This window comes from Amycolatopsis sp. QT-25 (genome assembly GCF_029369745.1).
Classification (GTDB): domain Bacteria; phylum Actinomycetota; class Actinomycetes; order Mycobacteriales; family Pseudonocardiaceae; genus Amycolatopsis.
Map to the genome: position 1 here is coordinate 6763466 of NZ_CP120210.1, position 24658 is coordinate 6788123.

Genomic DNA, 24658 nt, shown 5'->3' on the forward strand with positions numbered 1-24658 from the left:
GTCGCACGGGGAAAAGCGGGCGCGCAGAACGGCCGTCTGCGCGACACTCATCCGGTGCTCCTGACCATGACCACCACCCGGAACCCCGCCACCGATCTCGGCTTTCTCCTGCACAAGCATCCGGAGAAGGCACAGTCCTTCCCGCTTTCGGCCGGGAAGGCGCACGTCTTCTACCCCGAGGCGGCCCAGGAGCGCTGCACGGCGGCGCTGCTGGTCGAGATCGATCCGGTCGACCTCGTGCGCGGCGGCGGGACGTCGTCGACCCAGTACGTCAACGACCGGCCGTACGCGGGCGGCTCCTATCTGGCAGTGGCGCTGCGGGCGGTCTTCACCACGGCGCTGGCCGGGCGCTGCGCGAACCGGCCGGAACTGGTCGACGAGGCGTTCCCGCTGGAGATCCGCGTGCCTTCGCTGACCGCGCGGGGCGGCGCGGAGGTCGTCCACAAGCTGTTCGAACCGCTCGGCTGGCAGGTCGACGCCTGCCCCATCCCACTCGACCCCGAATTCCCGCGGTGGGGCGCTTCCCGCTATGTCGATCTCCGGCTGACCGGGACCCAGCGTGTCGTCGACGCGTTGCGGCACCTGTACGTCCTGTTGCCGGCTCTCGACGGGGACAAGCACTACTGGATCGGCCAGGACGAGGCCGACAAGTTGCTGCGCTCAGGCGAAGGGTGGCTCGCGGGGCATCCGGAACGGGAACTGATCACCAACCGGTACCTCGAACGCCGTCGTCCGATCGTTTCGTACGCGCTCACCCGGCTGGCGGAAGCGGACGACGTGCCCGCCGAGGCCGAAGCGCGGGTCACCGAGCTGCCGGACCGGCCAGAACCACTGGCCGTCCAACGGCACGGGAGCGTGCTCGCGGCCCTGCGGGCGGCGGGCGCGCGGCGGGTGCTCGACCTCGGCTGCGGCGCCGGGGCGCTGCTGCGCGTGCTTCAGAAGGAGCCGTCGTTCACCGAGATCGTCGGTGTCGACGTGTCCGCGAACGCGCTCGACATCGCCGGCAAACGGCTGAAAAATCAGTCCGATGCGCTCTCGGCGGGAAAGAGTGCCTCGAGCGGGACGCGGATCACCCTGAAGCAGTCCGCGCTGACCTACGCGGACCCGTCGCTGGCCGGCTACGACGCCGCCGTGCTGATGGAGGTGATCGAGCACGTCGACGAGGAACGCCTGCCCGCGCTGGAGCACGCCGTGTTCGGCGTCGCCGCGCCGCGGACCGTGCTCATCACGACGCCGAACGCCGAGTACAACCGGCACTTCGAGTTCCTCGAAGAGGGCCGGTTCCGCCACGCCGACCACCGTTTCGAATGGACCCGCGAGCAGTTCCGCTCCTGGGCCGAGGGGGTCGCGACGCGGCACGGTTACGAGGTCCGGCTCCTTCCGGTGGGGCAGGAGTCCCCAGAATCAGGACCGCCGACCCAAATGGCGGTCTTCACGTCTCGAAAGGAGGCCGTGGCATGAAATTGACCATTCCCGACATGTCCCTCGTCGTGCTCGTCGGGGCCTCCGGCTCCGGCAAGTCGACCTTCGCGCGGACGCGTTTCGCGCCGACACAGATCCTGTCCAGCGACTACTTCCGCGGCCTGGTGGCCGACGACGAGAACGATCAGAGCGCGTCAGCCGCCGCTTTCGACGTGCTCCACTACGTCGCGGCGAAGCGGCTCGAAGCAGGCCGGATCACGGTGATCGACGCGACGAACGTCCAGCGCGCTTCCCGGGCGAGCCTGGTGAAGCTGGCCAGGGAGTACGACGTCCTGCCGACGGCCATCGTGCTCGACCTGCCGGTGAAGATCTGCCAGGAACGCAACGAGTCCCGGCCCGACCGTGACTTCGGTGAGCACGTCGTCCGGCGTCAGCGCGGCGAGCTGCACCGCTCGTTGAAGTCGCTGGAGCGCGAGGGATTCCGTCGCGTGCACGTGCTGCGGAGCGAGGCCGAGATCGCCGAAGCGGAGATCGTCGTCGAGCCGCTGCGCAACGACCGGCGGGAGCTGACCGGGCCGTTCGACGTGATCGGTGACGTCCACGGCTGCCGCGAGGAACTGGAGGAACTGCTCACCGAACTGGGCTACGTCGACGGCGTGCATCCCGACGGCCGCACCGCGGTCTTCGTCGGCGACCTCGTCGACCGCGGCCCCGACACACCCGGGGTACTGCGCCGTGTGATGGCGATGGCCGAGGCGGGCAGCGCGCTGGTCGTCTGCGGGAACCACGAACAGAAACTGGTCCGCGCGCTCGACGGGCGCAAGGTCAGGACGACGCACGGACTCGCGGAGTCACTGGAGCAGCTTTCCGCACAGGATGACGAATTCCGCGCGAAAGCACACGCCTTCTGCGAAGGGCTCATCGCGCACTACGTCCTCGACGGCGGCAAGCTCGTCGTCGCGCACGCAGGCCTGCCCGAGAAGTTCCACGGGCGCGCGTCCGGCCGGGTGCGGAGCACCGCGCTCTACGGCGACACCACCGGCGAGACCGACGAGTACGGCCTGCCGGTGCGACTGCCGTGGGCGCGCGACTACCGCGGCCGGGCGATGGTCCTCTATGGACACACGCCGACGCTGGAGCCGGAGTGGATCAACGGGACGATGTGTCTCGACACGGGCTGTGTCTTCGGCGGCAAGCTGACCGCTCTGCGCTACCCGGAGCGGGAAGTCGTGTCGGTGAAGGCGAAGAAGGTCTGGTACGAGCCGGCACGTCCGCTCGAACCCGCGCGGCCGCTGGGCGGACGCGAACCCGCGGTACTGGAACTGGGCGACGTCACCGGGAAACGGATCGTCGAAACGCGGCACCACGGCCGGGTCGGGGTGTCCGCCGAACAGTCGGCGGCGGCGCTCGAGGTGATGAGCCGCTTCGCCGTCGACCCGCGCTGGCTGCCGTACCTGCCGCCGACGATGGCACCGTGTTCGACGTCCGCCATGGACGACTACCTCGAACACCCCGAGGAGGCCTTCGCCGAGTTCCGCGCGGCGGGTGTCGATCACGTCGTGTGTGAAGAGAAGCACATGGGCTCACGCGCCGTCGTGCTCGTGTGCCGTGACGACGACGTGGCTCCCGCGCGGTTCGGGATCCAGGGGCCGGGTGCGGTGTACACCCGTACCGGACGGCCGTTCTTCACCCCGGAGCAGAACGCGCGGCTGCTCACCGGCGTGCGGGAAGCGGCTGCGGGACTGTTCGAGGAACTGGACACCGGCTGGCTGCTGCTCGACACGGAACTGCTGCCGTGGAGCGCGAAAGCGGACTCGCTGATCTCGGGACAATACGCGGCCGTGGGCGCGGCTGCCCAGTCCGTGCTGCCCGCCGCCGTCGCTTCACTGGACGCCGCCGCGGCTCGCGGCGTCGACGTGGCGGAACTGCTGGAACGAACCCGGACCCGCGAGTCCACTGTGGACGCTTATCGGCAGGCGTACCGGCGCTACTGCTGGCCGACCGACGGCCTCGACGGCGTCCGGCTCGCGCCGTTCCAGGTGCTGGCTTCGGAAGGACACGCGTACCACGACCGGCCGCACGCCTGGCACCTCGCGGTGCTGGACCGGCTCACCGGCGACCTGTTCACGCGTACGCGGACCCTTTCCGTCGACACCACCGACCCGGCATCGGTGGCGCGCGGCGTCGAGTGGTGGCTGGAGCTGACCGGCGCGGGCGGCGAGGGCATGGTCATCAAACCGGCGGCGAACCTCACCCGCGGCGCACGGGGGCTGGTGCAACCGGGAGTGAAGGTGCGCGGGCGGGAGTACCTGCGGATCATCTACGGGCCGGACTACACACTGCCGGAGAACCTCTCGCGCCTGCGCAAGCGGGGTCTCAACCGGAAGCGGGCGCTGGCGTTGCGCGAGTACGCGCTGGGGCTGGAGGCGCTGGAGCGGCTGGCGCGCGCGGAACCGTTGTGGCGGGTGCACGAGTGCGTGTTCGCCGTGCTGGCACTGGAGTCGGATCCGGTCGACCCGCGCCTTTGACGCGCTTCGGACGTGCAATGAGCCTTTTCCAACTTGGTTTGGGTTGGTGGGGTGTGTTGGTGGGCTGGGTATGGCGAAGCTCCTGGTAGATGCGTGGAACGACCAAGAACCATGCACTGCCAGGAGCTTCGCTGTGTTGTCTTACCCCTCGGCGATCACGTTGTCCAGCCAGACACTGGCCGGGTTGACCCGGATCATCCAGCAACACCGGCGCGCGATCAGGTCGCGCTGGCGCCGGCTGTCCTGCCAGCGCCAGGCCCTGCTCGTGCTGGCCCACTTGCGTAACGGCGACACCTACGCCCGCCTGGCCGCCGGATTCCGTATCGGCGTGGCCACTGTGTGCCGCTATCTGCGCGAAACCATCGACCTGCTCGCCCAGCGCGCCCCGTCCCTGACCGCCGCGTTGTGGCAGCTCGCCTGGAGCCACAACAACTACGCCATCCTCGACGGCACCGTCATCCGCACCGACCGCATCGCCGCGAACAAGCCCTACTACTCCGGCAAACACCGCCACCACGGCATCAACCTGCAAGCCCTCACCGACCCCTACGGCCGGCTGCTGTGGATCTCCGACGGACTACCCGGCGCGACCAACGACACCACCGCCGCCCGCCACCACCGCATCTGCGACCTGGCCGACCAGTCCGGGATCCGGCTGCTGGCCGACAGCGGCTACGACAACGTCGCCTACGGGGTGATCACTCCGTACAAGAACCACCGAACCGCCCACCAGCCCAAACGCCCACTCGGACCTGCCTACACACAGGCCAACACAACACTGGCGGCCGTACGCGGCCGAGGCGAACGCGGGTTCGCCACCCTCAAAAACTGGCGAGTACTCACCCGCGTCCGCACCAGCACCCACCGCGTCACCGCACTAGCCAAAGCCATCCTCACCCTCGAACACAGCCTCAGCTAACCAAGATGGAAAAGGCTCAATGAAGGGACCTTTCCTCGCAAATTTTGCGAGGAAAGGTCCCTTCATTGCAGCGCTTTAGTCGGATCTGGCGGCCGGCTTCTCCGTCTTCGCGACCGGCTCGGCGTCGACCTTCAAAGCCTTTGAAGCCTTCGAAGCCTCGGAAGCCTTCGAAGCCTCGCGAGCCTCCTCGACAGGAGCCTCCTCGGCAGGAGCCTCCGCGACGGCGGCCGGCTCGTCGAAGCTCTCCGGAAGCCGCTTCAGGTGCTTGGTCATCGACCGCACCAGCAGCGCGACGGCGATCAAGAACAGGATCAGGATCAGAAACCCCACCGGCGACGACTTGCCGAAGTCCTCACCTTGGCCACCGTTGTCGCCGTTGCCGGGCTGTTGTGCCAGGAACTGCGACGTCGCCGTCACCGGGACGACGGCGAACGCCGGCACCACGACCGCGCTCATCGCGCCTCCGCGGGAAGGATTACGTCGGCGTGCATCTAGCCCTCCTTCAAACCGGCGAACAGATCGTCCTCCGGCAGGGTGCTGTCCACCAGTGAGCGGACCAGCTCGTACTCCTCGGTCGGCCAGACCTCGCGCTGCAGCTCACGCGGGACGGCGAACCAGCGGCTGTTCGGGTCGATCTGGGTGGCGTGCGCCTTCAGCGCGTCGTCACGCTGCTCGAAGTAGTCGCCGCATTCGACGCGGGTGGTCACCCGCTCCATGACGTCGGCCTTCTCCGGATCCCACGACTTGAGCCACTCCTCGTACGGCGACTCCAGGCCGCGTGCGAGCAGGGCGTCGTGGAACACGGTCATCCTGGCGCGCGAGAACCCGTGCACGTAGTAGAGCTTCATCGGCTGCCACGGCTCGCCCGCGTCCGGGTAGCGCTCCGCCTCGCCGGCGGCGTCGAAGGCCGCGACCGAGATCTCGTGCGTGCGGATGTGGTCGGGGTGCGGGTACCCGCCGTTCTCGTCATAGGTCACGATCACGTGCGGACGGAACTCTCGGATGACCTTCACCAGGGCACCGGTGGACTCTTCGAGCGGGATGACCGCGAACGAGCCTTCCGGGACCGGAGGCAGCGGGTCGCCCTCCGGCAGGCCCGAGTCGATGAAGCCGAGCCAGGCGTGGCTCACCCCGAGGATCTTGGCCGCGCGGGCCATTTCCTCACGGCGGATCTCGGTCATGTTGGCCACTACTTCAGGCCGGTCCATGGCCGGGTTCAGCACACTGCCCGCTTCGCCGCCGGTGCAGGTCACGACCATGACCTCGTGCCCTTCGGCGGCGTACCTGGCCATGGTGGCGGCACCCTTGCTCGACTCGTCGTCGGGATGCGCGTGCACCGCCATCAGGCGGAGGCGTGACTGCGGCGGTTCGTTGGCTGACACCATGCTCCGAACGTCCCCTTCTCGTTCCCTATTCCCCTGCGACCCTGCCTGACGGCTCGCCCGGCCGGGCGCGGATACTCGAGGGGAACCACTCGCATACGACCCCATTGTCCCTGCGAGCACGACGACACCGACCGGGAGGCCCGGGTTGAGCACGGGACAGGACGCTCCCACCGCGGAAAGCACCCGGATGGACGTGCCCGAAGGCCGGTACGGCAAACCCCGAGCCGCGAAGCCCACTCACTGGCGGCGCCTGGTGTTCGTGGTGATCGCCCTACTGGTCAGCGGTGGTATCGCCTATGTCGCGTACACGAACTTCGGCAGCGCGCCCATCGAGGGCGAACGTGTCCTGTTCGAAGAGAAACCGGGCGACGCGATGGAGATCACCATCAACGTGACCAGGGACGACGTCAACCGTCCCGGCGTGTGCGTCGTCCGGGTCCGCGACAAGACCGGGGCCGAGAGCGGCCGCAAAGAGGTCCTGATTCAGCCCGGTTCGAAGAACAGCAGGGTGACCACCACCATCAAGAGCATCGGAAAGCCGGTCACGGCTGATATCTTCGGATGCTCATACGACGTACCACGGTACCTGTCAAGGCCATAGCGGCCAACGGGGTGAAACGCGCGCCCAACGCCGAGGCGCGACCGAATTCGACCGGCGGCGATGCCTCGCGCCGTGTTACTCTGATCTACCGGCACGGCCCAAGACGGGCCGTGTTTTTCCTTTATCTCAGCCAGGCCGACGAGCCATGCCGGCCTGGTGGCCGGTTTGTACACCCAAGCCTGGCAGGCCCTACTAGGAGATGGTGACCGTGAGCGACACAAAGGTGACCTGGCTGACCCAGGATGCCTACGACAGGCTCAAGCAGGAACTCGACCACTACATCGAGCTCCGCCCGGTCATCGCTGCGAAGATCAACGACAGCCGGGAAGAGGGCGACCTCAAGGAGAACGGCGGTTACCACGCCGCCCGCGAAGAGCAGGGCCAGCACGAGGCCCGCATCCGCCACCTCCAGGAGCTTCTGCGTTCGGCCAAGGTGGGCGAGCCGCCCGCCAACGACGGCAGCGCGGGACCGGGCAAGGTTCTCACCGTGCGTTACGACGGTGACGACGAGGACGAGAACTTCCTGTTGGCGACCCGTGAAGAGGGCACCGAGGGCGACCTGGACGTCTACTCGCCGGAATCCCCCCTCGGCAAGGCGCTGCTCGGCGCCAAAGAGGGCGAGACCCGCGAGTACGAACTGCCCAACGGCAGCATCCAGAAGGTGACCCTCGTCAAGGCCGTGCCCTACACCGGCAAATGAGACTCCGCGCGCCCGGCCCGACATGGCCGGGCGCGCATATGAGCCGTTAGCGTGACTTCCGGAGAAATCTGGAGGGAAACGATGAGCGAGCTGCCGATCTGCGTCGCCTGCGGCATGCAGTACGCGGAAACCCGGTCCGACTGCCCGATCTGCGAAGACGAACGTCAGTACGTCCCGCAGGCCGGCCAGCGGTGGACCGATCTGAACACCGTCCGCGCGAGCGGAACGTACCGAGCGCGTGTCGAGGAGCAGGGACCCGGCCTCGTCGGAGTCGGGTCCACCCCCGGCTTCGCCATCGGCGAGCGGGCGCTGCTGGTCAAGGCCGAGTCCGGCAATTTCCTGTGGGACTGCGCGGGCTACATCGACGACGACCTGGTCGCCAAGGTGCGTGACCTCGGCGGGATCACCGGCATCGCGATCAGCCATCCGCACTACTACACCACGATGGTCGAGTGGGCCCACGCCTTCGACGTGCCCGTGTACCTGCACGAAGGCGACCGGCAGTGGATCGGCAGGCCGGATCCGGCGATCAAGCTGTGGAGCGGTGCGACCCTCGACGTCGCCCGCGACCTGCGGCTGATCAACCTCGGCGTGCACTTCGAGGGCGGGACCGTACTGCACTGGCCGGGTGGCGAAAACGGCCGCGGGGCGCTGCTCTCGGGCGACATCCTGCAGGTCGTCCCGGACCGGCGCTTCGTCGGCATGATGTACAGCTACCCGAACCTGATCCCGGAACGCCCGGAAGTCGTCCGCCGCGCCGCCGAGATGCTCGACCCGTACGAGTTCGAGGCGATCTACGGCGCCTGGTGGGACGCGATCATCCGCACCGACGGGCACGAAGCGGTCCAGCGGTCGGCGAAGCGGTACCTCCGCCAGGTCGGCTAGCTTCGCGCCAGCCGTTCCAGCAGTGGCCGTACGCGCGGCGGAACCGGCGTCGACAACGCGATCGACGTCGAGGTCCGCCGCACGTACGGCGCGCCGACCACCTCGTCCACCACCCGCTGCAGGTCGTCGTTGTCGCGCGCCACCATCCGCACGAAGAGGTCGCCCTGACCGGTCGTCGCGTGGACCTCGCACACCTCGTCGATCGCGGACAGTGCCTCCGCGACCTCGGCCCGGCGCCCCTGCGCGATCTCCAGGACGGCGAAGGCGGTCAGGCCGTATCCCATCGCCGCGAGATCGAGTTCGGGCGGGAACCCGCCGAGGATCCCGCGTTCGGTCAGCCGGTCCAGCCGCGCCTGCACCGTGCCTCGCGCGACGCCGAGGCGGCGGGCGCATTCGAGCACCCCGAGCCGGGGTGAATCGGTGAGCAACAGCAGCAGCCGCGCGTCCAGCGCGTCGAGTGCTTCCGGCATCGGGCCTACCTCCTACACAGGTTGTCCACTGTGACCGCGCCAACCCGGCCATCACTGGTCAGAGTGCACAGCAAAATCTTTGACCATTGCGCATTTTGTCACGCGCTCGGATCCTTCATGGCATGACGCACACAGTGGAACCCCAGGGTGCTCTTGACGACGTGAGCTACGACCAGCTGCGTCAGCTCGTCGGCCTCGTCGACCACGACTCTTCGACCGACCCCTTCCCGGTGAAGTCGATGGACGCGGTGGTGTTCATCGCGGGCAACGCCACGCAGACCGCGTGGTTCTACCAGGTCGCGTTCGGCATGCGGCTCGTCGCGTACTCCGGCCCCGAGACCGGGAACTTCGAGCGCAAGTCGTTCGTGCTGAAGTCCGGCTCGGCGCGCTTCGTGATCACCGGAGGCGTCAAGCCCGACTCCCCGTTGCTCGACCACCACCGCCGCCACGGCGACGGCGTGATCGACCTCGCGCTCGAGGTCGCCGACGTCGACCGGTGCATCGAGCACGCCCGCTCGCAGGGCGCCACCGTCCTCGAGGAGCCGCACGACGTCTCCGACGAGCACGGCACCGTGCGCATCGCCGCGATCGCGACCTACGGCGAGACCCGCCACACGCTGATCGACCGGGCGCGGTACACCGGCGTGTACCTGCCCGGTTACGAGCCGCGCGAGAGCAGCGTCGTCCGCCCCGAAGGCGCGCCGAAGCGCCTGTTCCAGGCCGTCGACCACTGCGTGGGCAACGTCGAACTCGGCAAGATGGACTACTGGGTCGACTGGTACCACCGCGTCATGGGCTTCGTGAACATGGCGGAGTTCGTCGGCGACGACATCGCGACCGAATACTCGGCGCTGATGAGCAAGGTGGTCTCCAACGGCAACCACCGCGTCAAGTTCCCGCTCAACGAGCCGGCGATCGCGAAGAAGAAGTCGCAGATCGACGAGTACCTCGAGTTCTACGGCGGCGCGGGCTGCCAGCACATCGCGCTGGCCACCAACGACATCATCACGACGGTGAAGGCGATGCGCGCGGCGGGCGTCGAGTTCCTCGACACGCCGGACTCCTACTACGACGACCCGGAGCTGCGCGCCCGGATCGGCGAGGTCCGGGTGCCGATCGAGAAGCTGAAGGAGCACCGGATCCTGGTCGACCGCGACGAGGACGGCTACCTGCTGCAGATCTTCACCAAGCCGATCGGCGACCGCCCGACGGTGTTCTACGAGCTCATCGAGCGGCATGGTTCGCTCGGTTTCGGCAAGGGCAACTTCAAGGCCCTGTTCGAAGCCATCGAGCGTGAGCAAGAGCGCCGAGGCAATCTTTAACGGCGAGGCGCCATCGGCGCAGCGCCGAGGCAATCTTTAACGGCGAGGCGCCATCGGCGCAGCGCCGAGGCAACCTCTGACCCCGGCAGTTCGCAAGGCGTGAAAGGGCTCTTCATCGCACTTCGTGTGGTGAGGGGCCCTTTCGCTGCGTTGCGGGGCCGACTTCGTCGTCCGGGAGTGGTACACCGGACGAGCACTAGGCTGTTCGACGAAACTTCGCGCTCATCGGAACCGGTGGCGTTTTCGGACCGTCAGTGTGAAGACGTCAGCACGCAGCTTTGGGAAGGGTCCCGATGCCGGACAACGTCGACGCCAGCGAACGAATGGTGGACGACTGGACCAAGCAGATCCAGGAGACCGCCGCGCGCTATCAGGCGATGGCCGCCCGCGTGCAGGGCCAGACCGTGACGGAGCGGTCGAAGGACAACACCATCGAGGTCACGATCGACTCGAAGGGCCTGCTCACGAACCTCGTCATCGCCGAAGCCGCGAGCGGCAAACGCATGGCGGAGGTCTCGTCGCAGGTCATGCGCCTGGTCCAGCTCGCGCAGTCACGCATCCCGGAACTGCTGCAGGCGGCGATGGCCGAAACCGTCGGCACCACCGACGAGACCGCGAGCCGGGTGATCGCGGAGGCGCAGAGCACCTTCCCGGAGGCTCCTCCGGAGGAGGACGTCGCCCCGCCCGAGCCCGACCGGCACCACCGCTTCGGCCCGGAAGAGGAAGAGCCTCCGCCCGCCTCCCAGGCGAATTCGCCCCAGAGTCCACCTCAGCCGAAGCCGATCCCGCGCCGCCGCCGCACGCAGGACGACGATGACGACGAATTCGGCGGCAACATCCTTTCTTAGACGTTCATCCGGCCTGGTAGAGGGGAGAAGCCATGGCAGGCAAGGGTTACGAGCTCGGCGCCGACCTCGACGCGCACGCCAAGCAGATCGACGGCATCGCCGACGGACTGCGCACGGCGGTCGACGCCGCGCAGCAGGTGAGCATGCCGACGGACGCGTACGGGATCATCTGCCAGCCGTTCCGGATGATGCTCGACCCGGTCGAGGAGTTCGGCATCAACGCGCTGACCAAGGCCGTCGAGGCCGCGACGACGGTGGCGAACAACGTGCGGTCCGCCTCCAACGCCTACCAGACGCAGGACGAGAACTTCGCCGCCGAGTTCAAGAACGCACAGGTGCCTGACTGATGCCCGAGGGAAACCCGCTCGTCGCGAAGGCACCGACGGATGGCGACGGTCCCGGGCCGCTGACCGCCGGGAACAGCGAGTACGGCTACGCGGCGGGCATCGGTGTCGCCGAGTCGGCCATGGACGCCTTCAACGGCATCTCGAACGGTGACTGGATCGGCGGCGGTCTCGGTGTCCTGAGTCTCGCGGGCGAGATGGCCAGCGCCGCGATCGACCCGTTCGGCTACCTGATGTCGTCGGTGGCTTCGTTCCTGATGGAACACATGCAGCCGCTGAAGGACATGCTGGACGCCGTGGCGGGTGATCCGCCGGTCATCCAGTCGTACTCGGAGACCTGGGGCAACGTCGCCAAGAAGCTGGAAGACACCCAGGTCGAGTTCTCGAACGCGGTCAAGAACGGGACTTCTGGCTGGACCGGTGACGCGGCCGACCAGTACCGCAAGCAGGCCGCGGAGCAGGCCGAGGCGATCAGCGGCGCGGCGACCGTCGCCGGCGCGATCAGCACCGTGGTGATGATCTTCGGCGAGATCGTCGCGTTCGTCCGCGAATTCATCCGCCAGCTCATCGCGGACGCGGTCGGCAAGCTCATCGCGTGGGTCATGGAGACCGTGTTCTCCCTAGGTTTCGGCACGCCCATCGTGGTCGCGCAGGCCGTCACCGCGATCGCCAAGTGGGCCGCGAAGATCGCCGACAAGCTCAAGGAACTCTGTGACGCGATGCGGCGGGTCTCGCCGCTGCTGGGCAAGCTGGTCGACGTCTTCGAAAAGATCATCAAGATCTTCGGCAAGATCGCGGGCAAGGTCACCGGCCTGGACGTGCTCAACACCAAGAACATCAAGCCGGGCGGCTTCGTCCAGCGCGGCGGCAGCGGCGGCGGGTCCGGTGGATCCGGTGGCGGCACCGGCTCCGGTGACGGCCCGGACGGCGACGGTTCCGGCAGCGGCTCCGGAGACGGCTCCCCCGGTTCGGGCGACGGTTCCACTGGTTCGAACCACTCCGACGGAGACTCGGGTTCTTCGAGTGATTCCGATCGCTCCGGTGATTCCGGCGGCGACGGTCCGTCGAACACCACGCGAGCCGGTGACGGCGGCGGCTCACCGTCCACAAGGGATGGTGGCGGCTCACCCCGCTCGGACGGCGGCTCTCCCGACCGCGCGGGCGATGGCGACGGACCGTCCACTTCGGACGGAAATTCCGGCGGCACGCCGGACGGCGGATCCCCCAACGCCGCCCGCTCCGCCAACGGGTCTCCCGGCGATTCCGCCACTCCGAACCGCACGCCGGACACCGGCTCGCCGAGCCCGAACCGCGCGGACACCGGCGGTTCGCCCAACCACACACCGGACAGTGGCTCCTCCACGCCCCACACCCGCACCGACACCGGCGGCTCTCCCAGCCACCCACCCGACGCTCCGCACACCCGTACCGACAGCGGCGGCTCGCCCAACCACACACCGGACAGTGGCTCCTCCACGCCCCACACCCGCACCGACACCGGCGGTTCGCCCAGCCACCCACCCGACGCTCCCTACACCCGCACCGACAGTGGCTCTCCCGCGCCCCACACCCGCACGGACACCGGCGGCTCTCCGAGTCACACACCCGACGCCACTCCGCACACCCGCACCGACAGCGGCGGCTCCCCCAACCACACACCGGACAGCGGCGGCTCCCCCAGTCACACCGGCGACGGCGGCGGCTCGCCCCGCACGCACGGCGGTGACGGCGGCGGCTCACCCACGCCCCGTTCGGATCCGTCGCCCGGCCAGCACGGCGGTAGCAGCCCCGGTGACGGTGGCAGCCCCACCCGGCCGACCGACAGCGGCACGACGACAAGCGGCACCGCACCGACGGCACCACGTCTCGGCGATGCCGGCCCGTCGCACGTGCCTTCGCAGCGTGGCGGCACCGGTGGCGACGGTTCGCCTGGTGTCCCGCCGCAGGGTCAGCCGATGGCAGGCGGGATACCGCCCCAAGGGACACCGGGTGGCACTCCCGGCGGCAGCCCGGGTTCGCCCGGCGGCAGGCCGCAGGGGGGCGGCTGGACGGGTACGCCCGGTTCGCCGCGCACCCCGGACGCACACACCCCGCGTACTCCCGACACCAACCCCGGCCGCGGTCCCGGCGGACGGCCGGACCAGCCGCAGCCCGTCGCCCGTGGCACCGACTTCGGCCCCGGCGTCCAGCCGCACACCGGCACACCGGGAACGCACGGCCCCGGCCACCGGCCCGGCGGCACCGGCTCCGGCACCACCGGACCGGGCGGCCGCGGCCCCGGTGCCCACTCCGGGCCGCCGCATTCACCGGACGGGCACGGCCCCCGCCAGGACCCGAACGGCCACCCCGGCGGCACGCCGCGCGACCGCGGCCCCGACGGCGAGCCGGATCGTCCGCCGACACCGGACGAGGTCAACCAGCGGCATGCGGAGAACACCCCCGCGGGTAGCTCGTACCACCGCGGTGACTCGGACATGGGCGACCTGCCGCACCGGGTCCGACCGGATCCGGACGGCCGCTACACCGTCGACGTGCACGTCACCCCGGACGGTCACGCCCGCATCGGCAACCGCACCTACACGCCGGAAGAATTCGCGGACATCCTGCGGCGCAACGGGGATTACGACGGCCGCCCGATCCGGCTGATCGGCTGCGACGCCGGCTCGAACGACTTCGCGCGCCGCCTGTCGCGCGAACTCGACACCGAGGTGATGGCGCCGAGCAGGCCGGCGTGGACGGACTCGAACGGGCGCGTCTTCTCGTCCGACTACGAGATCGGCCCCGACGGCCGCACCCGGCCCCGGATCCCGCCGAACGGCGAATGGGACGTCCACCGCCCCGACGGCACCACCCGCCGGGCGAGCGACGACGGCTTCACTCCGGACACCTCGCACACGGACAAGCAAGGCGTGGACGCCGACAGCGCCCGCAGCCGCGGTGACGGCGACGACGACACCTCGTCCCGTCGCGACCAGCCGCCACCGGGCGCGGACCCCGACAGGGCCCCCCAGCGCCAGGACCCTCCCCCCAGCGCGGACAGCGACCTCCCCCGTGACCGGAACCCGCGGTCGGTGCGGCAGGAAGGCGAACTGCTCGACGGCGACCGTCAGCAGAACGTCCACCGCAACCCGCAGCACCAGACCGATTTCGATCCGCCGACCACACCGGGCGCCACCCCCTCGCGGATCGGCGGGCCGGACCCCGACACCGACCTCCGCCCGCCCGCCCGCGGCGAGCGGTTCCCCGGCGAGCAGAAACTGGGACGGAACCAGGCGTACGAGGTCTTCGACGACGCCGGGAACCGGCGCGGCGTCTACCACACGGACGGCACGGGGCGGGTCACCCACATCGACACCCACCACCCGAACCAGCAGCCGCGCGTCAAGGTGGAGGACCCCAACGGCAACGTCGTCTACAAGCCGAACCCGGACTATCACCCGAACCCCGACGTCGCGACCCCGCACCCGAACACGACGTACCGGGTGGAGGTCGAAGGACGGCACCAGACGTTCTCGACCGACGCGGACGGAACCCCGCATCCGTCGGTGGTGTTCCACCGGCCGGACTTCGAGGGCGACCCGGTCACGGTCGGCCGCGGCGACGCCCTCGCGCCGGACCCCAAGGCGTCGTTCGCGAGCGGTGGTCCCTACGCGCCGCACACCCGTTACGAGGTGACCGACTCGGCGGGGGTGCACCGCGGCACCTTCTACACCGACGCCCAGGGACACGTCCGCTGGGCGGACCTCGAGTCCGGCCGGATGATGCGCAAGCATCACGACATCGAAGCGAACAACAAGTACGGCGTCGGCGAAGGCGACCCCCTCGTCCGCCAGCGGATCGACCCCGACGCCGAAGTACCGCACGGGGCAAAGGATCCGGAGCGATTCCGCGGGAACGAACGGGAGGACGTCCGCCTCGACAGGGGCAAGTCGTTCCTCGACAGCCGCCCGAAGGACGCGGACGGCAACCCGATCCTCGAGCCGAACAAGAAGTACGTCGTCACCAGCGAGTACCGGAACCCCGGCCGTGAGGACCACACGCGGTCGATCTACTGGACCGACGAGCACGGCAACGTCGTCGTCGAGACCTACCGGCCGGCGAGTCCCGACCTCAACAACCCGGCGCCGAACATGGTCTACCACATCGACGGCGGGAAGTTCGTCTACCACACCGGTCCCGAGTTCGACGGCGGCAAGGTGGACACCGTGCGCGGCCGTGCCAACGACCTGGAACTGCAGGAAGACGGCGCGGCGCCGAACCGGGACTCTTCGGCACAGGAAGCGTCGAACAAGCAGGCCAAGGGAACGCCGGGCAAGTACGACGGCGGCCACCTCTTCGGCAAGCAGTTCGACAGTCCCGGTGAGCTGCTGAACATGATGGCCCAATGGCGGCCACAGAATCAGGGCCGGAAAATCGCGGGGCCGGATCACTGGCACGCCTTCGAAAGCGACCTCGCCAGCTTCCTCGAGAAAGGCGGCGGGAAGCGGAAGATCGAAGGAATGGAAGTCTTCCCGATGCGGGACGGCAGCCAGGTGCCGCACACGATCCAAGTACGCTGGATCGAGGTCGACGAGTTCGGCAACAGCAACGTCCACATGCGCAGCTTCCCCAACAATCCTCCGGCGAGGCCGTGATGACCGCGGTGGCACCAGCAGAAAGGGACCGCTCCGATGCCCCGTGACGCGGAAGAGCTCCAGCAGCTGAAGTACGACATGGTGTACGCGCTGTCGGACGCGGCGCCCGAGGGCTGGCGCCGGATCGACCTGGTCTGCCGCGCCAACATCGACGTGCACGACTTCACGATCGCCGTGCTGATGTCCGACGGCGGGTACGCGACCATCGAGGTACCGCAGGAGGCCGTGCGGATCGCGCTCCGGATGCGGGAGCTGTACTACGAGGACGGCGAGGGCACCTGGTTCTCGATGCGGTTCATCGTCGACCCGCCGACCCGGTTCCGGATCATCCACAACCTCGAATGGGATCCGCGGTGGCAGCCGTCGATCGACCCCCTCGGCTGGGCGCGGGACCTGGAGGCGTTTCCGCGGGACGCCGAGCACGTTCCGGCGTGGTTGCGGGAAAAACTCGCCGAAGCCGGGCAACCGGTGGCGGAACCGGCGGACGGGGAACGCACCGAGCCGCTCGACGCGGAAGAGCAGAACCGGCTCTGGGTCCGGATCGCCAACGTCATCGCGCTGAACGTCCCGACCGACTGGGCACAGATCATGCTGACCTACCGCGTGATCGGCGGCTACACCGAGCCGGTGGTGATGGTCCGCCGGGAGAGCGACGGCGGTTTGCAGCTGTGGGACCTGCCCGAGCAGGTGCCCTCGCTCCTGGCCGAACTCCGGAGCGGGATGTACCGGCCCGGCCGGGGAACGTGGTTCCAGGCCGTCGCCCACATCCCGCGCGATCTGAGCGCCGAGTACGAGTACACCTGGGACGATCAGCCCGCTTGGGACGGCGAGCCGCCCGCCTCGGAGTTCGCCGCCGAACTGACCGCGTTCCCCCGCGATCCGGCGAGGGTCCCGGACTGGCTGAACGAACGGCTCGGTTCCGGCAACGTGGCCGCCTCCGGTGGGAACGACGACCCCGAGACCGTCGCCAAGGAGGCCCTTGACGCGGCCGCCGAACTGGAACTGGACCCGGCCCGGTACCGCGTCGGCGAGGTGGCCGACGGTGCCTGGTGTCTCGTGGCCGAAGACGGCCGCTGGGCGGTTTTCCAGGCACAGGGCGAAAACCGGCTCGAAGAAGTCGTCTTCGACACCGCGCGAAAGGCTCTCCGGTACTTCGTCGGGCACCTCTATCTGAACCGGGCCGACTTCCGCGGCGAACTCCCGCCGGACGCCAAGCGGCCGACGGAGGACTGGCCGATTCAGCCGGTCGGCGGCGACGTCGGGCTCCAGTTGTACGGCGGGAAACGGGTGGCGACCCTGCCTCCCGGTACCGAGATGGACCGCTACGGCAGTCCTTCCGGCAACACGCTCTACGCGGCGCGGACCGAGTTCACCCATCGATCGCAGCCCGCCGGCGAGCAGCGGTTCGAGTACCACGTGTACCGGACGCTCCGTCCCGTGCGCGCGATCGTCGGGTCGCCGATCCCCTGGTACGACCAGGTCGGCGGGGGCACCGTATACGTGCTCGAACGCTCGATCGCGGAACTGCTCGCCGACGGCTCCCTCGTGGAGATCCCGCAGGCGACGACGCAGCCCCCGCCGCCGCGCACCTGAGGGGAGCATCGATGACCACGCCACCCGCGCCGTTCGGCCCGGAACAGCAACAGCAGATCGTCGCCCAGATCGGCAACGGTCTCGCGTCGATGGCCCCGCCCGGCTGGCGACGGCTGCGGACCGAGCACCGGGCCGTCGGCAGGCACCTGGAGACCGACGTCCTCATCACCGGACCCGACGGCACGACGCAGCCCATCGCACCGCCTCCGGAACTGGTCCAGCTCCTAGGCACGCTGCGGGCCGGGATGTACCAGCCCGGCCAGGGCACCTGGCTGGGAATGACACTGACCTTCGACGCCGTTCAGGGCACTTCCGTCGATTTCACGCTCGACCAGGAACCCGCTTGGCGGCGCACCCCGCCGCCGATCGGTTTCCAGGACGAACTCCGGTTCTTCCCGCGGGCCGACCAGTACCTCCCGCCGTGGCTGCGGCAGCGGGCGGGTCTGGAGCCGGCACCGGTGGCCACTCCGCCCGCGAAAGCGCCGGAAGCCTTGAAGTCGCCGCGGGTCTACGACGGTCTCGACGAGTCCGGGCGCCCGGTGGTGAATCGCGAGCCGCTGCCCCCCGCCGAACGGGATCGCGTGCTGGAGTACCTCGACGGCGCCCCGGTCGTGCTGGCATCGCGGACCTACGACGCCGATGCCTTCGATCCCGAGAGGGAATCGTCGGTGCCGTTGAACTTCCGCACGGACGGCCGGTGGTACTGGCCCGGCGCGGTCGCCTATTACCTGCGTGAGCACGACGTCGCGCCCGATCCCGAACTGCTCGGCCACATCCGGGCGCTGCGGTTCACCCTGCCCGAGGTCGGCGAGCCCGAACGCGCACTCGCGATCGCCGCCATCACCGGTCAGCCGTCCACTTAGGACCAGAGCGGTTCGCGGGCGTCCGGACGGCCGGATGATGCCACCTGATGGATACGTCACGTGACAAGTTCACCGTCCGGGTACTCTTGACGATGGCGGCGAAGGCGACCAGGGAGCGCGCATGGCACGGGGGAACATCGGCAGGGTCCGGGCGACCCGTTCCGCCGGGATGCTCCCGGTCGTGCTGGCCCTCACCTCGGCCGCGCTGCTGACCGGCGCCGCCGTCTACACGGTCGACCACGCCGGTTGCGTGGACCCGGGCCAGTACATCCGGCACGACAACCACATCGAACTCGTCGGCGGCTGCATCGACGGTTCAGATCTGCCTGCCGCGCCTCAGGGCACTTCGCACGAGGCGGACGCGAAGAGCGGCGTCACCCCCAGCAACTTCCGCCCGTAACCGGGCGATTTCTCCCACCACACCGCGCTGACCAGCGTAAACGGAGCAAGGGACCTTTGCTGTCACTTGGTTGGCGTAGCTACGCTAACGGTAGCAAGGGTCCCTTGCTACCGCCTGGGCTCGGCGGCGGTCAGCCCAGGGCCTTGGCCAGATCGTCGACCAGGTCGCTGCCGTCCTCGATACCGACGGACAGGCGCACCAGGTTGTCCGGCACCTCCAGGGTGGATCCGGCGGTGCTCGCGTGCGTCATCCGGCCCGGGTGCTCGATGAGCGATTCGATCCCGCCCAGCGACTCGGCGAGGATGAACAGCTTCGTCTTCGACGCGACGTCGAGCGCGGCCTGCTCGCCGTCGATGTGGGTGAACGAGATCATCCCGCCGAAGCGCCGCATCTGCTTCGAAGCGACCTCGTGGCCGGGGTGCTCCGGCAGGCCCGGGTAGTAGACATGCTCGACCTTCGGGTGCTTCAGCAGCATCCGGGCGATCAGCTCGGCGTTGTCGCTGTGCCGCTCCATCCGCAGCGCGAGGGTCTTGATCCCGCGCAGGGTGAGCCACGCGTCGAACGGACCGGGCACCGCCCCCGCCGCGTTGCGCAGGTAGAACAGTTGCTCGCGCAGTTCGTCCTCGTTCGTCAGGATCGCGCCGCCGACGACGTCGGAGTGCCCGCCGAGGTACTTGGTCGTCGAATGCAGGACGACGTCGGCGCCCAGCGAAAGCGGGTTCTGCAGGTACGGGGTGGCGAAGGTGTTGTCGACGACCAGACGGGCGCCGGCGCCGTGCGCGGCGTCGGCCAGCGCGGCGATGTCGGCGATCCCCAGCATCGGGTTCGTCGGCGACTCGCACCAGATCAGCTTCGTCTCCGGCCGGAGCGCGGCGCGGACCTCGGCGATGTCACCGAGGTCGGCGACCGTGTGCTCGACGCCCCACAGGCTGAGCACCTTGTCGATCAGCCGGAACGTGCCGCCGTACGCGTCGTTGCCGAGCACGAGATGGTCACCGGGTCGCAGGGTCGCCCGCAGCAGGACGTCACTGGCCGCCATCCCCGACGCGTAGGCCAGACCGTGCCGGGCGCCTTCGAGCGCCGCGAGCGCGACCTCCAGCGCGGTGCGCGTGGGGTTCGCGGTGCGGGAGTACTCGTAGTCGCCTTCGCGCGTGCCGCCGACGCCGTCCTGCGCGTAAGTCGAGGTCTGGTAGATCGGCACGATGACCGCACCGGTCCGGGGATCAGGGGTCTGCCCGGCGTGGATCGCGCGTGTCTCGAAGCCCAGCAGAGAGTAATCGTCGGCCATACGGTCCAGGGTACGACCACCCGCTCGAGATCCCATGGTCTGGGACTGAACTCACCACTGCCCGGTCGGTGGCCCGCCCCGCCGGTGCGCGCCGGGAGCGGGCGGATAGCCGGGCGGCGGGGGCGAGTAGCCGAAGTGCGGCGGTGGGACGAGGAAGGACTGCTTCTTGGCCGCCAACCAGCGCGCCGTCGGCGGGATCAGCGCCAGCACGAAGGTCGCGATCGCCGGGACCAGCACCACGATGAGGAGCCAGCCGACGCCGAACCGCAGGGTCACTCCGCTGTACGAAAAGAACTGCGTGCCGAATGCCCGCAGCAGGAAGGTCGAGGCCACGAGCACGACCGTGGCTCCGGCGCCGATCACGGTGAGCGTTCGCCCGGCGCTCTTGCGCAGGAGCAACAGGATCCCACCGCTCAAGAGCAAGGCCGCGGAGAGGAAGTCGAGCACCGCGCCGACCACGAAGAACGAAAACGCGAAATCGACGAGGTAGATGACGTGGAAAGCGAGTCCGGCGAGGAACCAGAGCCCGCCGAGGATCGCGAGGATCCCGGCGATCGTCGCGGTGGCACCGCTCGGCTGCCGCGCCGTTCCCGGTGGCGGATAGCCGCCCTGCGGCGAGTACTGCTGGTAAGTCATCTTTCCTCCTGTCGAAATCCCTGTCAGCCGACGCGCGCAGTACTCACCGACCGCCTTGCCGGGGGATCTGGTTCCGCGGCCGATAGGGCTGGGCCGGGGCGGGCCGCCGCAGGTACTTCCACGTCGGCGGGAGAGCCGCCAGTAGCAGCGCCAGAAGACCGAACACGATCATGGCCAGCCGCAGCACGCCGTCGAAGGTCGCGAACCGGAGCAGGATGTCGAGGTGGATCCGGTACGGCACGCGGAACGCGACCGGCTCCAGCGCGACGGCCGCGATGGCGAGCAGTGAGCCGAGGATCAGCAGGACGGCACCGATCACCGACCGGAAGAACGTCGTCAACGCGCCGATCAGCAGGAACAACGCGGCGAGCAGGTAGAGCACCAGCTCGACGAGCGCGAAGCCGGGCAGGTTCGAGAGGCTGAGGCCCGACGAGAGTCTGATGAAGTAGCGGATCGGGATGAAACCGGACGCGAGAGCCCCGAGGAGCCCGAGCACCGCGGCGACGATCGCCGTCACACCGGAGGGCCGGGCCTGCCGCGCGGGATGGCCGAAACCCGCCGGTCCGGGCTGCGGTGCGGGATATCCGTCCGGACCGGTCACGTCGCTCCCGTCGGCGAGGGGGTGAGTCAACGGCGCTCACCCTAACCTCGCGGACCTGGCCGCGGCAGGCGAATCCGGAAACGCGGGACGCCCCCGGCCGACGGGCCGGGGGCGTCCTGAGCGAAACCGTTCAGTGGTGGCGAATCACCACTGCTGCGGCGGCTGACCGGGCTGCTGACCCGGCTGACCGAACCCGCCGCTGGGCGGCCCCTGCTGACCGGGCTGCTGCCCGAAACCGCCGGGCTGCTGCTGAGGCTGGCCGAAGCCACCCTGCGGCGGCTGACCGGGCTGGCCGAAACCACCGCCGGACGGACCCTGCTGGCCCGGCTGCTGCCCGAAACCACCAGGCTGCCCCTGCTGCGGGAAACCACCCGAGGGCGGACCGGCCTGGCCGTGCTGACCGTACTGACCTTGCTGCGGCTGGCCGTAGTGACCCGGCTGCGGCTGGCCGTACTGACCGGGCTGACCGGGCTGACCGGGCTGACCGGGCTGACCGAAGCCGCCCTGCGGCGGACCGCCGAAACCACCGGGCTGGCCGCTCTGCGGGCCACCGAGCACCGAACCGCCGCCACCGAGACCGACGAACCGCGCGGTCGCCGGGATCAGGCCCAGCACCCCAACGATCAGGATCAGGATGCCGAAGATCAGATGTGGCAGGCCGATCCCGATACTGACCTCGCTCGGGACGCCATCGCCCGACGCGGTCGTGGCACCCAGGAGCAGGATGCCGAAGAGGAGCAGCAGCGCGCCGCCCACGGCGACCGCGATCGGCACGATCTTCTTGAGCGAGGCCGGGAGCTTGCCGGCCAGCGCGAGACCGGCACCGGCCGCCGTCGCGACGATCGACGCGACCAGCAGCAGGATCACGTAGAGCCAGACGGTCCCTGGCGAAGCCAGGCCGAACTGGTCGAGAGCCTTGTTGACGGACTCTTCGCCGATCTTGGAGGCCTGATTGTCGACGCCTTCGGAGAAGTCGCTCGCGTCACCGAAGTAGACAAAGGTGAAGATGAGCGCCAGAAGACCGAGAAGGCCGACGAGGCCACCGGCGATGAACCCGAACAGCGGGTTGGCGCCGCCGGCACCACCGGCGGGGCCGTAACCCTGCGGAGGCCCGCCGAAACCGGGCTGCTGGCCGAAGCCGCCCTGCGGCGGTCCGCCGAAGCCCTGCTGCGGCTGGCCGAAGCCGGGCTGCTGCTGGCCCTGCGACGGGTCGAACCCGCCCTGCTGGGGCCCGCCGAAGCCTTGCGGCTGACCGAAACCGCCACCCTGGGCGCCATAGGCACCGGCGGCCGGGTTGTCGGCCGCGCTCGGCGGCGGGGCGTACGGGATGGCGGGCGGCTGCGAACCCGGCGGCACGAGCTGGGTGGACTCGGCGGTGGGCGATTCCCCGCCACCGCTCATCGGCTGCACGACCTGGGTCGCGCTCGAATCACCGGAACCGGGCTGGGCCGGCTGCACGACCTGAGTGGGCTCCGGCGTGTCGCCGAACCCGCCACCCTGGGGCTGCTCATAGGAAGGCTGCTGCCCGTACTGCGGTTGCCCGTAGTCGGGCTGGGGCGGCTGGCCGGGCTGCACCACCTGGGTCGGTTCCGGGGAACCGAACGGGTTGTCTTGCTGCGGCTGAGGGCCACTCGGGGGTCCCTGCGATGGCTGGGCGCCACCCCAAGGCTGATTCGGTGGCTGCGGAGCACTCATTTGGGTCTTGAACCCCCTAGACGAGGACATAAAAGTTCAACTCACCCGACACGCTATCGGATAGCCGGGTGGGCCGCTCGTAACGCCCCGGCCCGGCCATTCGATGGAATGCCTCTTTACCGTCCCGCGAGAAACGCGAGCAGGTCCTGCCGGGTGACGACCCCCGCCGGCTTGCCGTCGACCAGCACCAACGCGCCGTCCGCGCCCGAGAGCGCGTTCATCGCCGCGCTCACCTGTTCGCCGGCGCCGATGGTCGGCAGCGGCGGCGACATGTGCTGCTCGAGCCGGTCGGCCAACTGGGCCTTGCCGGTGAAGAGCGCTTCGAGCAGGTCGCGTTCGTTGACCGCGCCGACGACCTCGGCCGCCATGACCGGCGGTTCCGCGCTGACCACGGGCATCTGGCTGACGCCGAACTCGGAGAGGATCGACACCGCTTCGGCGACCGTCTCGTTCGGGTGGCTGTGCACGAGGCTCGGCAGCGAGCCGCTCTTCTTCATCAGGACGTCGCCGACGGTGGCACCGCTGGAATCCGGCGGCAGGAAGCCGAAGGAGGACATCCAGCCGTCGTTGAACACCTTGGTGAGGTAGCCGCGGCCGCCGTCGGGCAGGAGCACGACGACGACGTCGTCCGGACCGAGGCCCTCGGCGAGCTTGAGCGCGGCGGCGACGGCCATCCCGCACGAACCGCCGACGAGCAGTCCCTCTTCGAGGGCGAGGCGGCGGGTGATGTCGAAGGAGTTCGCGTCCGACACCGCGATGATCCGGTCGGCGATGTCCCGGTCGTAGGTGTCCGGCCAGAAGTCCTCACCGACGCCCTCCACGAGGTACGGGCGCCCGGTCCCGCCGGAGTACACCGAGCCTTCGGGGTCCGCGCCGATGACCTGCACGCGGCCGTCGCTGACCTCCTTGAGGTACTTGCCGGTGCCCGAGATCGTGCCGCCCGTGCCGACACCCGTGACGAAGTGCGTGATCTTGCCTTCGGTCTGGCGCCAGAGTTCCGGCCCGGTCGAGTGGTAGTGGCTGGCGGGGTTCTCCGGGTTGGCGTACTGGTTCGGCTTCCAAGCGCCCTCGATTTCGCGGACGAGGCGATCGGAGACGTTGTAGTAGGAGTCCGGATGCTCCGGCGCCACCGCCGTCGGGCAGACCACGACGCGGGCGCCGTAGGCCTTGAGCACGTTGCGCTTGTCCTCGCTGACCTTGTCCGGGCAGACGAACACGCACTGGTACCCCTTGCGCTGAGCCACCATGGCCAGCCCGACGCCGGTGTTGCCGGAGGTCGGCTCGACGATGGTGCCGCCGGGCTTCAGCGCGCCCGAACGCTCCGCGGCTTCGATCATCCGCAGCGCGATGCGGTCCTTGACGCTGCCGCCGGGGTTGACGTACTCGACCTTGGCCAGGATGAGCGGTTGCAGCCCCTCGGCCAGTGCGTTCAGCTTGACCAGAGGGGTGTTGCCCACGAGGTCCACGATGTGCTCGACGTATTCCACTCCTACAGCCTAAACGCCGCAGGTCGTGCTGTGTCCA

21 protein-coding genes are annotated in these 24658 nt (G+C 69.2%); 13 read left to right on the forward strand and 8 right to left on the reverse strand.

Going from position 1 to position 24658, the window contains the following annotated elements; genetic code table 11:
* Window positions 1-54 precede the first annotated feature (54 nt).
* The 3 genes from P3102_RS31545 to P3102_RS31555 all read left to right on the forward strand — a co-directional run bounded on the left by P3102_RS31545 (window position 55) and on the right by P3102_RS31555 (window position 4869).
* Complete coding sequence (locus P3102_RS31545; protein WP_276364138.1) at window positions 55-1461, forward strand: 3' terminal RNA ribose 2'-O-methyltransferase Hen1; 1407 nt, start codon at window positions 55-57, stop codon at window positions 1459-1461.
* The gene (locus P3102_RS31550; protein WP_276364139.1) at window positions 1458-3950 is read left to right on the forward strand and encodes a polynucleotide kinase-phosphatase; all 2493 of its coding nucleotides are present in this window, start codon (window positions 1458-1460) and stop codon (window positions 3948-3950) included. The genes P3102_RS31545 and P3102_RS31550 overlap by 4 nt, the downstream gene beginning before the upstream one ends.
* A 133-nt stretch (window positions 3951-4083) precedes the next feature.
* On the forward strand, window positions 4084-4869 hold the full coding sequence (locus tag P3102_RS31555; protein WP_276364141.1) for a transposase family protein: 786 nt from the start codon (window positions 4084-4086) through the stop codon (window positions 4867-4869).
* A 75-nt stretch (window positions 4870-4944) separates the two neighbouring features.
* Here the strand turns inward: P3102_RS31555 and P3102_RS31560 are convergent, their stop codons facing one another.
* Together P3102_RS31560 and mca are read right to left on the reverse strand one after the other, a co-directional pair.
* A complete protein-coding gene (locus tag P3102_RS31560) occupies window positions 4945-5325 on the reverse strand; it encodes a hypothetical protein (RefSeq protein WP_276364142.1) in 381 nt (126 codons plus the stop codon).
* A 35-nt stretch (window positions 5326-5360) separates the two neighbouring features.
* Window positions 5361-6254: a mycothiol conjugate amidase Mca gene (gene mca / locus P3102_RS31565; RefSeq protein ID WP_276364144.1), complete on the reverse strand. Its 894-nt coding sequence runs from the start codon at window positions 6252-6254 to the stop codon at window positions 5361-5363.
* A gap of 145 nt (window positions 6255-6399) precedes the next feature.
* Between mca and P3102_RS31570 the strand changes: the two genes are divergently transcribed.
* The 3 genes from P3102_RS31570 to P3102_RS31580 all read left to right on the forward strand — a co-directional run bounded on the left by P3102_RS31570 (window position 6400) and on the right by P3102_RS31580 (window position 8440).
* On the forward strand, window positions 6400-6855 hold the full coding sequence (locus P3102_RS31570; protein WP_276364145.1) for a DUF4307 domain-containing protein: 456 nt from the start codon (window positions 6400-6402) through the stop codon (window positions 6853-6855).
* 199 nt (window positions 6856-7054) lie between these two features.
* Complete coding sequence (greA, locus tag P3102_RS31575; RefSeq protein ID WP_016337198.1) at window positions 7055-7555, forward strand: transcription elongation factor GreA; 501 nt, start codon at window positions 7055-7057, stop codon at window positions 7553-7555.
* A gap of 81 nt (window positions 7556-7636) precedes the next feature.
* Window positions 7637-8440, forward strand: coding sequence for an MBL fold metallo-hydrolase (locus P3102_RS31580; RefSeq protein WP_276364151.1), 804 nt, complete (start codon window positions 7637-7639; stop codon window positions 8438-8440).
* Here the strand turns inward: P3102_RS31580 and P3102_RS31585 are convergent.
* Window positions 8437-8910: an Lrp/AsnC family transcriptional regulator gene (locus P3102_RS31585; RefSeq protein ID WP_276364152.1), complete on the reverse strand. Its 474-nt coding sequence runs from the start codon at window positions 8908-8910 to the stop codon at window positions 8437-8439. The two genes, P3102_RS31580 and P3102_RS31585, sit on opposite strands and share 4 nt — an antisense overlap.
* Before the next feature lie 122 nt (window positions 8911-9032).
* Between P3102_RS31585 and hppD the strand changes: the two genes are divergently transcribed.
* From hppD to P3102_RS31620, 7 genes are all read left to right on the forward strand, one after another.
* Window positions 9033-10232, forward strand: a complete 1200-nt coding sequence (gene hppD, locus P3102_RS31590) for a 4-hydroxyphenylpyruvate dioxygenase (RefSeq protein WP_276364154.1) — start codon at window positions 9033-9035, stop codon at window positions 10230-10232.
* A gap of 293 nt (window positions 10233-10525) precedes the next feature.
* Window positions 10526-11080 carry a YbaB/EbfC family nucleoid-associated protein gene (locus P3102_RS31595; protein WP_276364155.1) on the forward strand — a complete coding sequence of 185 codons (555 nt, stop codon included), beginning with the start codon at window positions 10526-10528 and terminating at the stop codon, window positions 11078-11080.
* 32 nt (window positions 11081-11112) lie between these two features.
* Window positions 11113-11427, forward strand: a complete 315-nt coding sequence (locus P3102_RS31600) for a type VII secretion target (protein WP_276364156.1) — start codon at window positions 11113-11115, stop codon at window positions 11425-11427.
* Window positions 11427-16058 (forward strand): hypothetical protein, encoded by a 4632-nt coding sequence (locus tag P3102_RS31605; protein WP_276364157.1) that lies wholly within the window; start codon window positions 11427-11429, stop codon window positions 16056-16058. The genes P3102_RS31600 and P3102_RS31605 overlap by 1 nt, the downstream gene beginning before the upstream one ends.
* Before the next feature lie 36 nt (window positions 16059-16094).
* Window positions 16095-17651, forward strand: a complete 1557-nt coding sequence (locus P3102_RS31610; RefSeq protein WP_276364158.1) for a TNT domain-containing protein — start codon at window positions 16095-16097, stop codon at window positions 17649-17651.
* Between the two features lie 11 nt (window positions 17652-17662).
* Entirely contained in the window at window positions 17663-18514 is an 852-nt protein-coding gene (locus P3102_RS31615) for a ferredoxin (RefSeq protein ID WP_276364160.1), read from the forward strand.
* 121 nt (window positions 18515-18635) lie between these two features.
* Window positions 18636-18914, forward strand: coding sequence for a hypothetical protein (locus P3102_RS31620; protein WP_276364161.1), 279 nt, complete (start codon window positions 18636-18638; stop codon window positions 18912-18914).
* Between the two features lie 130 nt (window positions 18915-19044).
* Here the strand turns inward: P3102_RS31620 and P3102_RS31625 are convergent, their stop codons facing one another.
* From P3102_RS31625 to P3102_RS31645, 5 genes are all read right to left on the reverse strand, one after another.
* Entirely contained in the window at window positions 19045-20202 is a 1158-nt protein-coding gene (locus P3102_RS31625; protein WP_276364163.1) for a cystathionine gamma-synthase, read from the reverse strand.
* A gap of 51 nt (window positions 20203-20253) precedes the next feature.
* Window positions 20254-20838, reverse strand: coding sequence for a hypothetical protein (locus P3102_RS31630; RefSeq protein ID WP_276364164.1), 585 nt, complete (start codon window positions 20836-20838; stop codon window positions 20254-20256).
* A gap of 43 nt (window positions 20839-20881) precedes the next feature.
* Window positions 20882-21469 carry a hypothetical protein gene (locus P3102_RS31635; protein WP_276364166.1) on the reverse strand — a complete coding sequence of 196 codons (588 nt, stop codon included), beginning with the start codon at window positions 21467-21469 and terminating at the stop codon, window positions 20882-20884.
* A gap of 114 nt (window positions 21470-21583) precedes the next feature.
* Window positions 21584-23017, reverse strand: a complete 1434-nt coding sequence (locus tag P3102_RS31640) for a hypothetical protein (protein WP_276364167.1) — start codon at window positions 23015-23017, stop codon at window positions 21584-21586.
* Between the two features lie 233 nt (window positions 23018-23250).
* Entirely contained in the window at window positions 23251-24621 is a 1371-nt protein-coding gene (locus P3102_RS31645) for a cystathionine beta-synthase (RefSeq protein WP_276364169.1), read from the reverse strand.
* Window positions 24622-24658 lie beyond the last annotated feature (37 nt).

What these genes read in the sequence shown, in the direction of transcription:
- P3102_RS31610 (WP_276364158.1), top strand. Translation starts at nt 16,095, where the DNA reads ATGCCCCGTGACGCGGAAGAGCTCCAGCAGCTGAAGTACGACATGGTG.
- P3102_RS31615 (WP_276364160.1), top strand. Translation starts at nt 17,663, where the DNA reads ATGACCACGCCACCCGCGCCGTTCGGCCCGGAACAGCAACAGCAGATC.
- P3102_RS31550 (WP_276364139.1), top strand. Translation starts at nt 1,458, where the DNA reads ATGAAATTGACCATTCCCGACATGTCCCTCGTCGTGCTCGTCGGGGCC.
- P3102_RS31595 (WP_276364155.1), top strand. Translation starts at nt 10,526, where the DNA reads ATGCCGGACAACGTCGACGCCAGCGAACGAATGGTGGACGACTGGACC.
- P3102_RS31625 (WP_276364163.1), bottom strand. Translation starts at nt 20,202, where the DNA reads ATGGCCGACGATTACTCTCTGCTGGGCTTCGAGACACGCGCGATCCAC.
- P3102_RS31605 (WP_276364157.1), top strand. Translation starts at nt 11,427, where the DNA reads ATGCCCGAGGGAAACCCGCTCGTCGCGAAGGCACCGACGGATGGCGAC.
- P3102_RS31560 (WP_276364142.1), bottom strand. Translation starts at nt 5,325, where the DNA reads ATGAGCGCGGTCGTGGTGCCGGCGTTCGCCGTCGTCCCGGTGACGGCG.
- P3102_RS31630 (WP_276364164.1), bottom strand. Translation starts at nt 20,838, where the DNA reads ATGACTTACCAGCAGTACTCGCCGCAGGGCGGCTATCCGCCACCGGGA.
- P3102_RS31600 (WP_276364156.1), top strand. Translation starts at nt 11,113, where the DNA reads ATGGCAGGCAAGGGTTACGAGCTCGGCGCCGACCTCGACGCGCACGCC.
- P3102_RS31580 (WP_276364151.1), top strand. Translation starts at nt 7,637, where the DNA reads ATGAGCGAGCTGCCGATCTGCGTCGCCTGCGGCATGCAGTACGCGGAA.
- greA (WP_016337198.1), top strand. Translation starts at nt 7,055, where the DNA reads ATGGTGACCGTGAGCGACACAAAGGTGACCTGGCTGACCCAGGATGCC.
- P3102_RS31620 (WP_276364161.1), top strand. Translation starts at nt 18,636, where the DNA reads ATGGCACGGGGGAACATCGGCAGGGTCCGGGCGACCCGTTCCGCCGGG.
- hppD (WP_276364154.1), top strand. Translation starts at nt 9,033, where the DNA reads ATGACGCACACAGTGGAACCCCAGGGTGCTCTTGACGACGTGAGCTAC.
- P3102_RS31585 (WP_276364152.1), bottom strand. Translation starts at nt 8,910, where the DNA reads ATGCCGGAAGCACTCGACGCGCTGGACGCGCGGCTGCTGCTGTTGCTC.
- mca (WP_276364144.1), bottom strand. Translation starts at nt 6,254, where the DNA reads ATGGTGTCAGCCAACGAACCGCCGCAGTCACGCCTCCGCCTGATGGCG.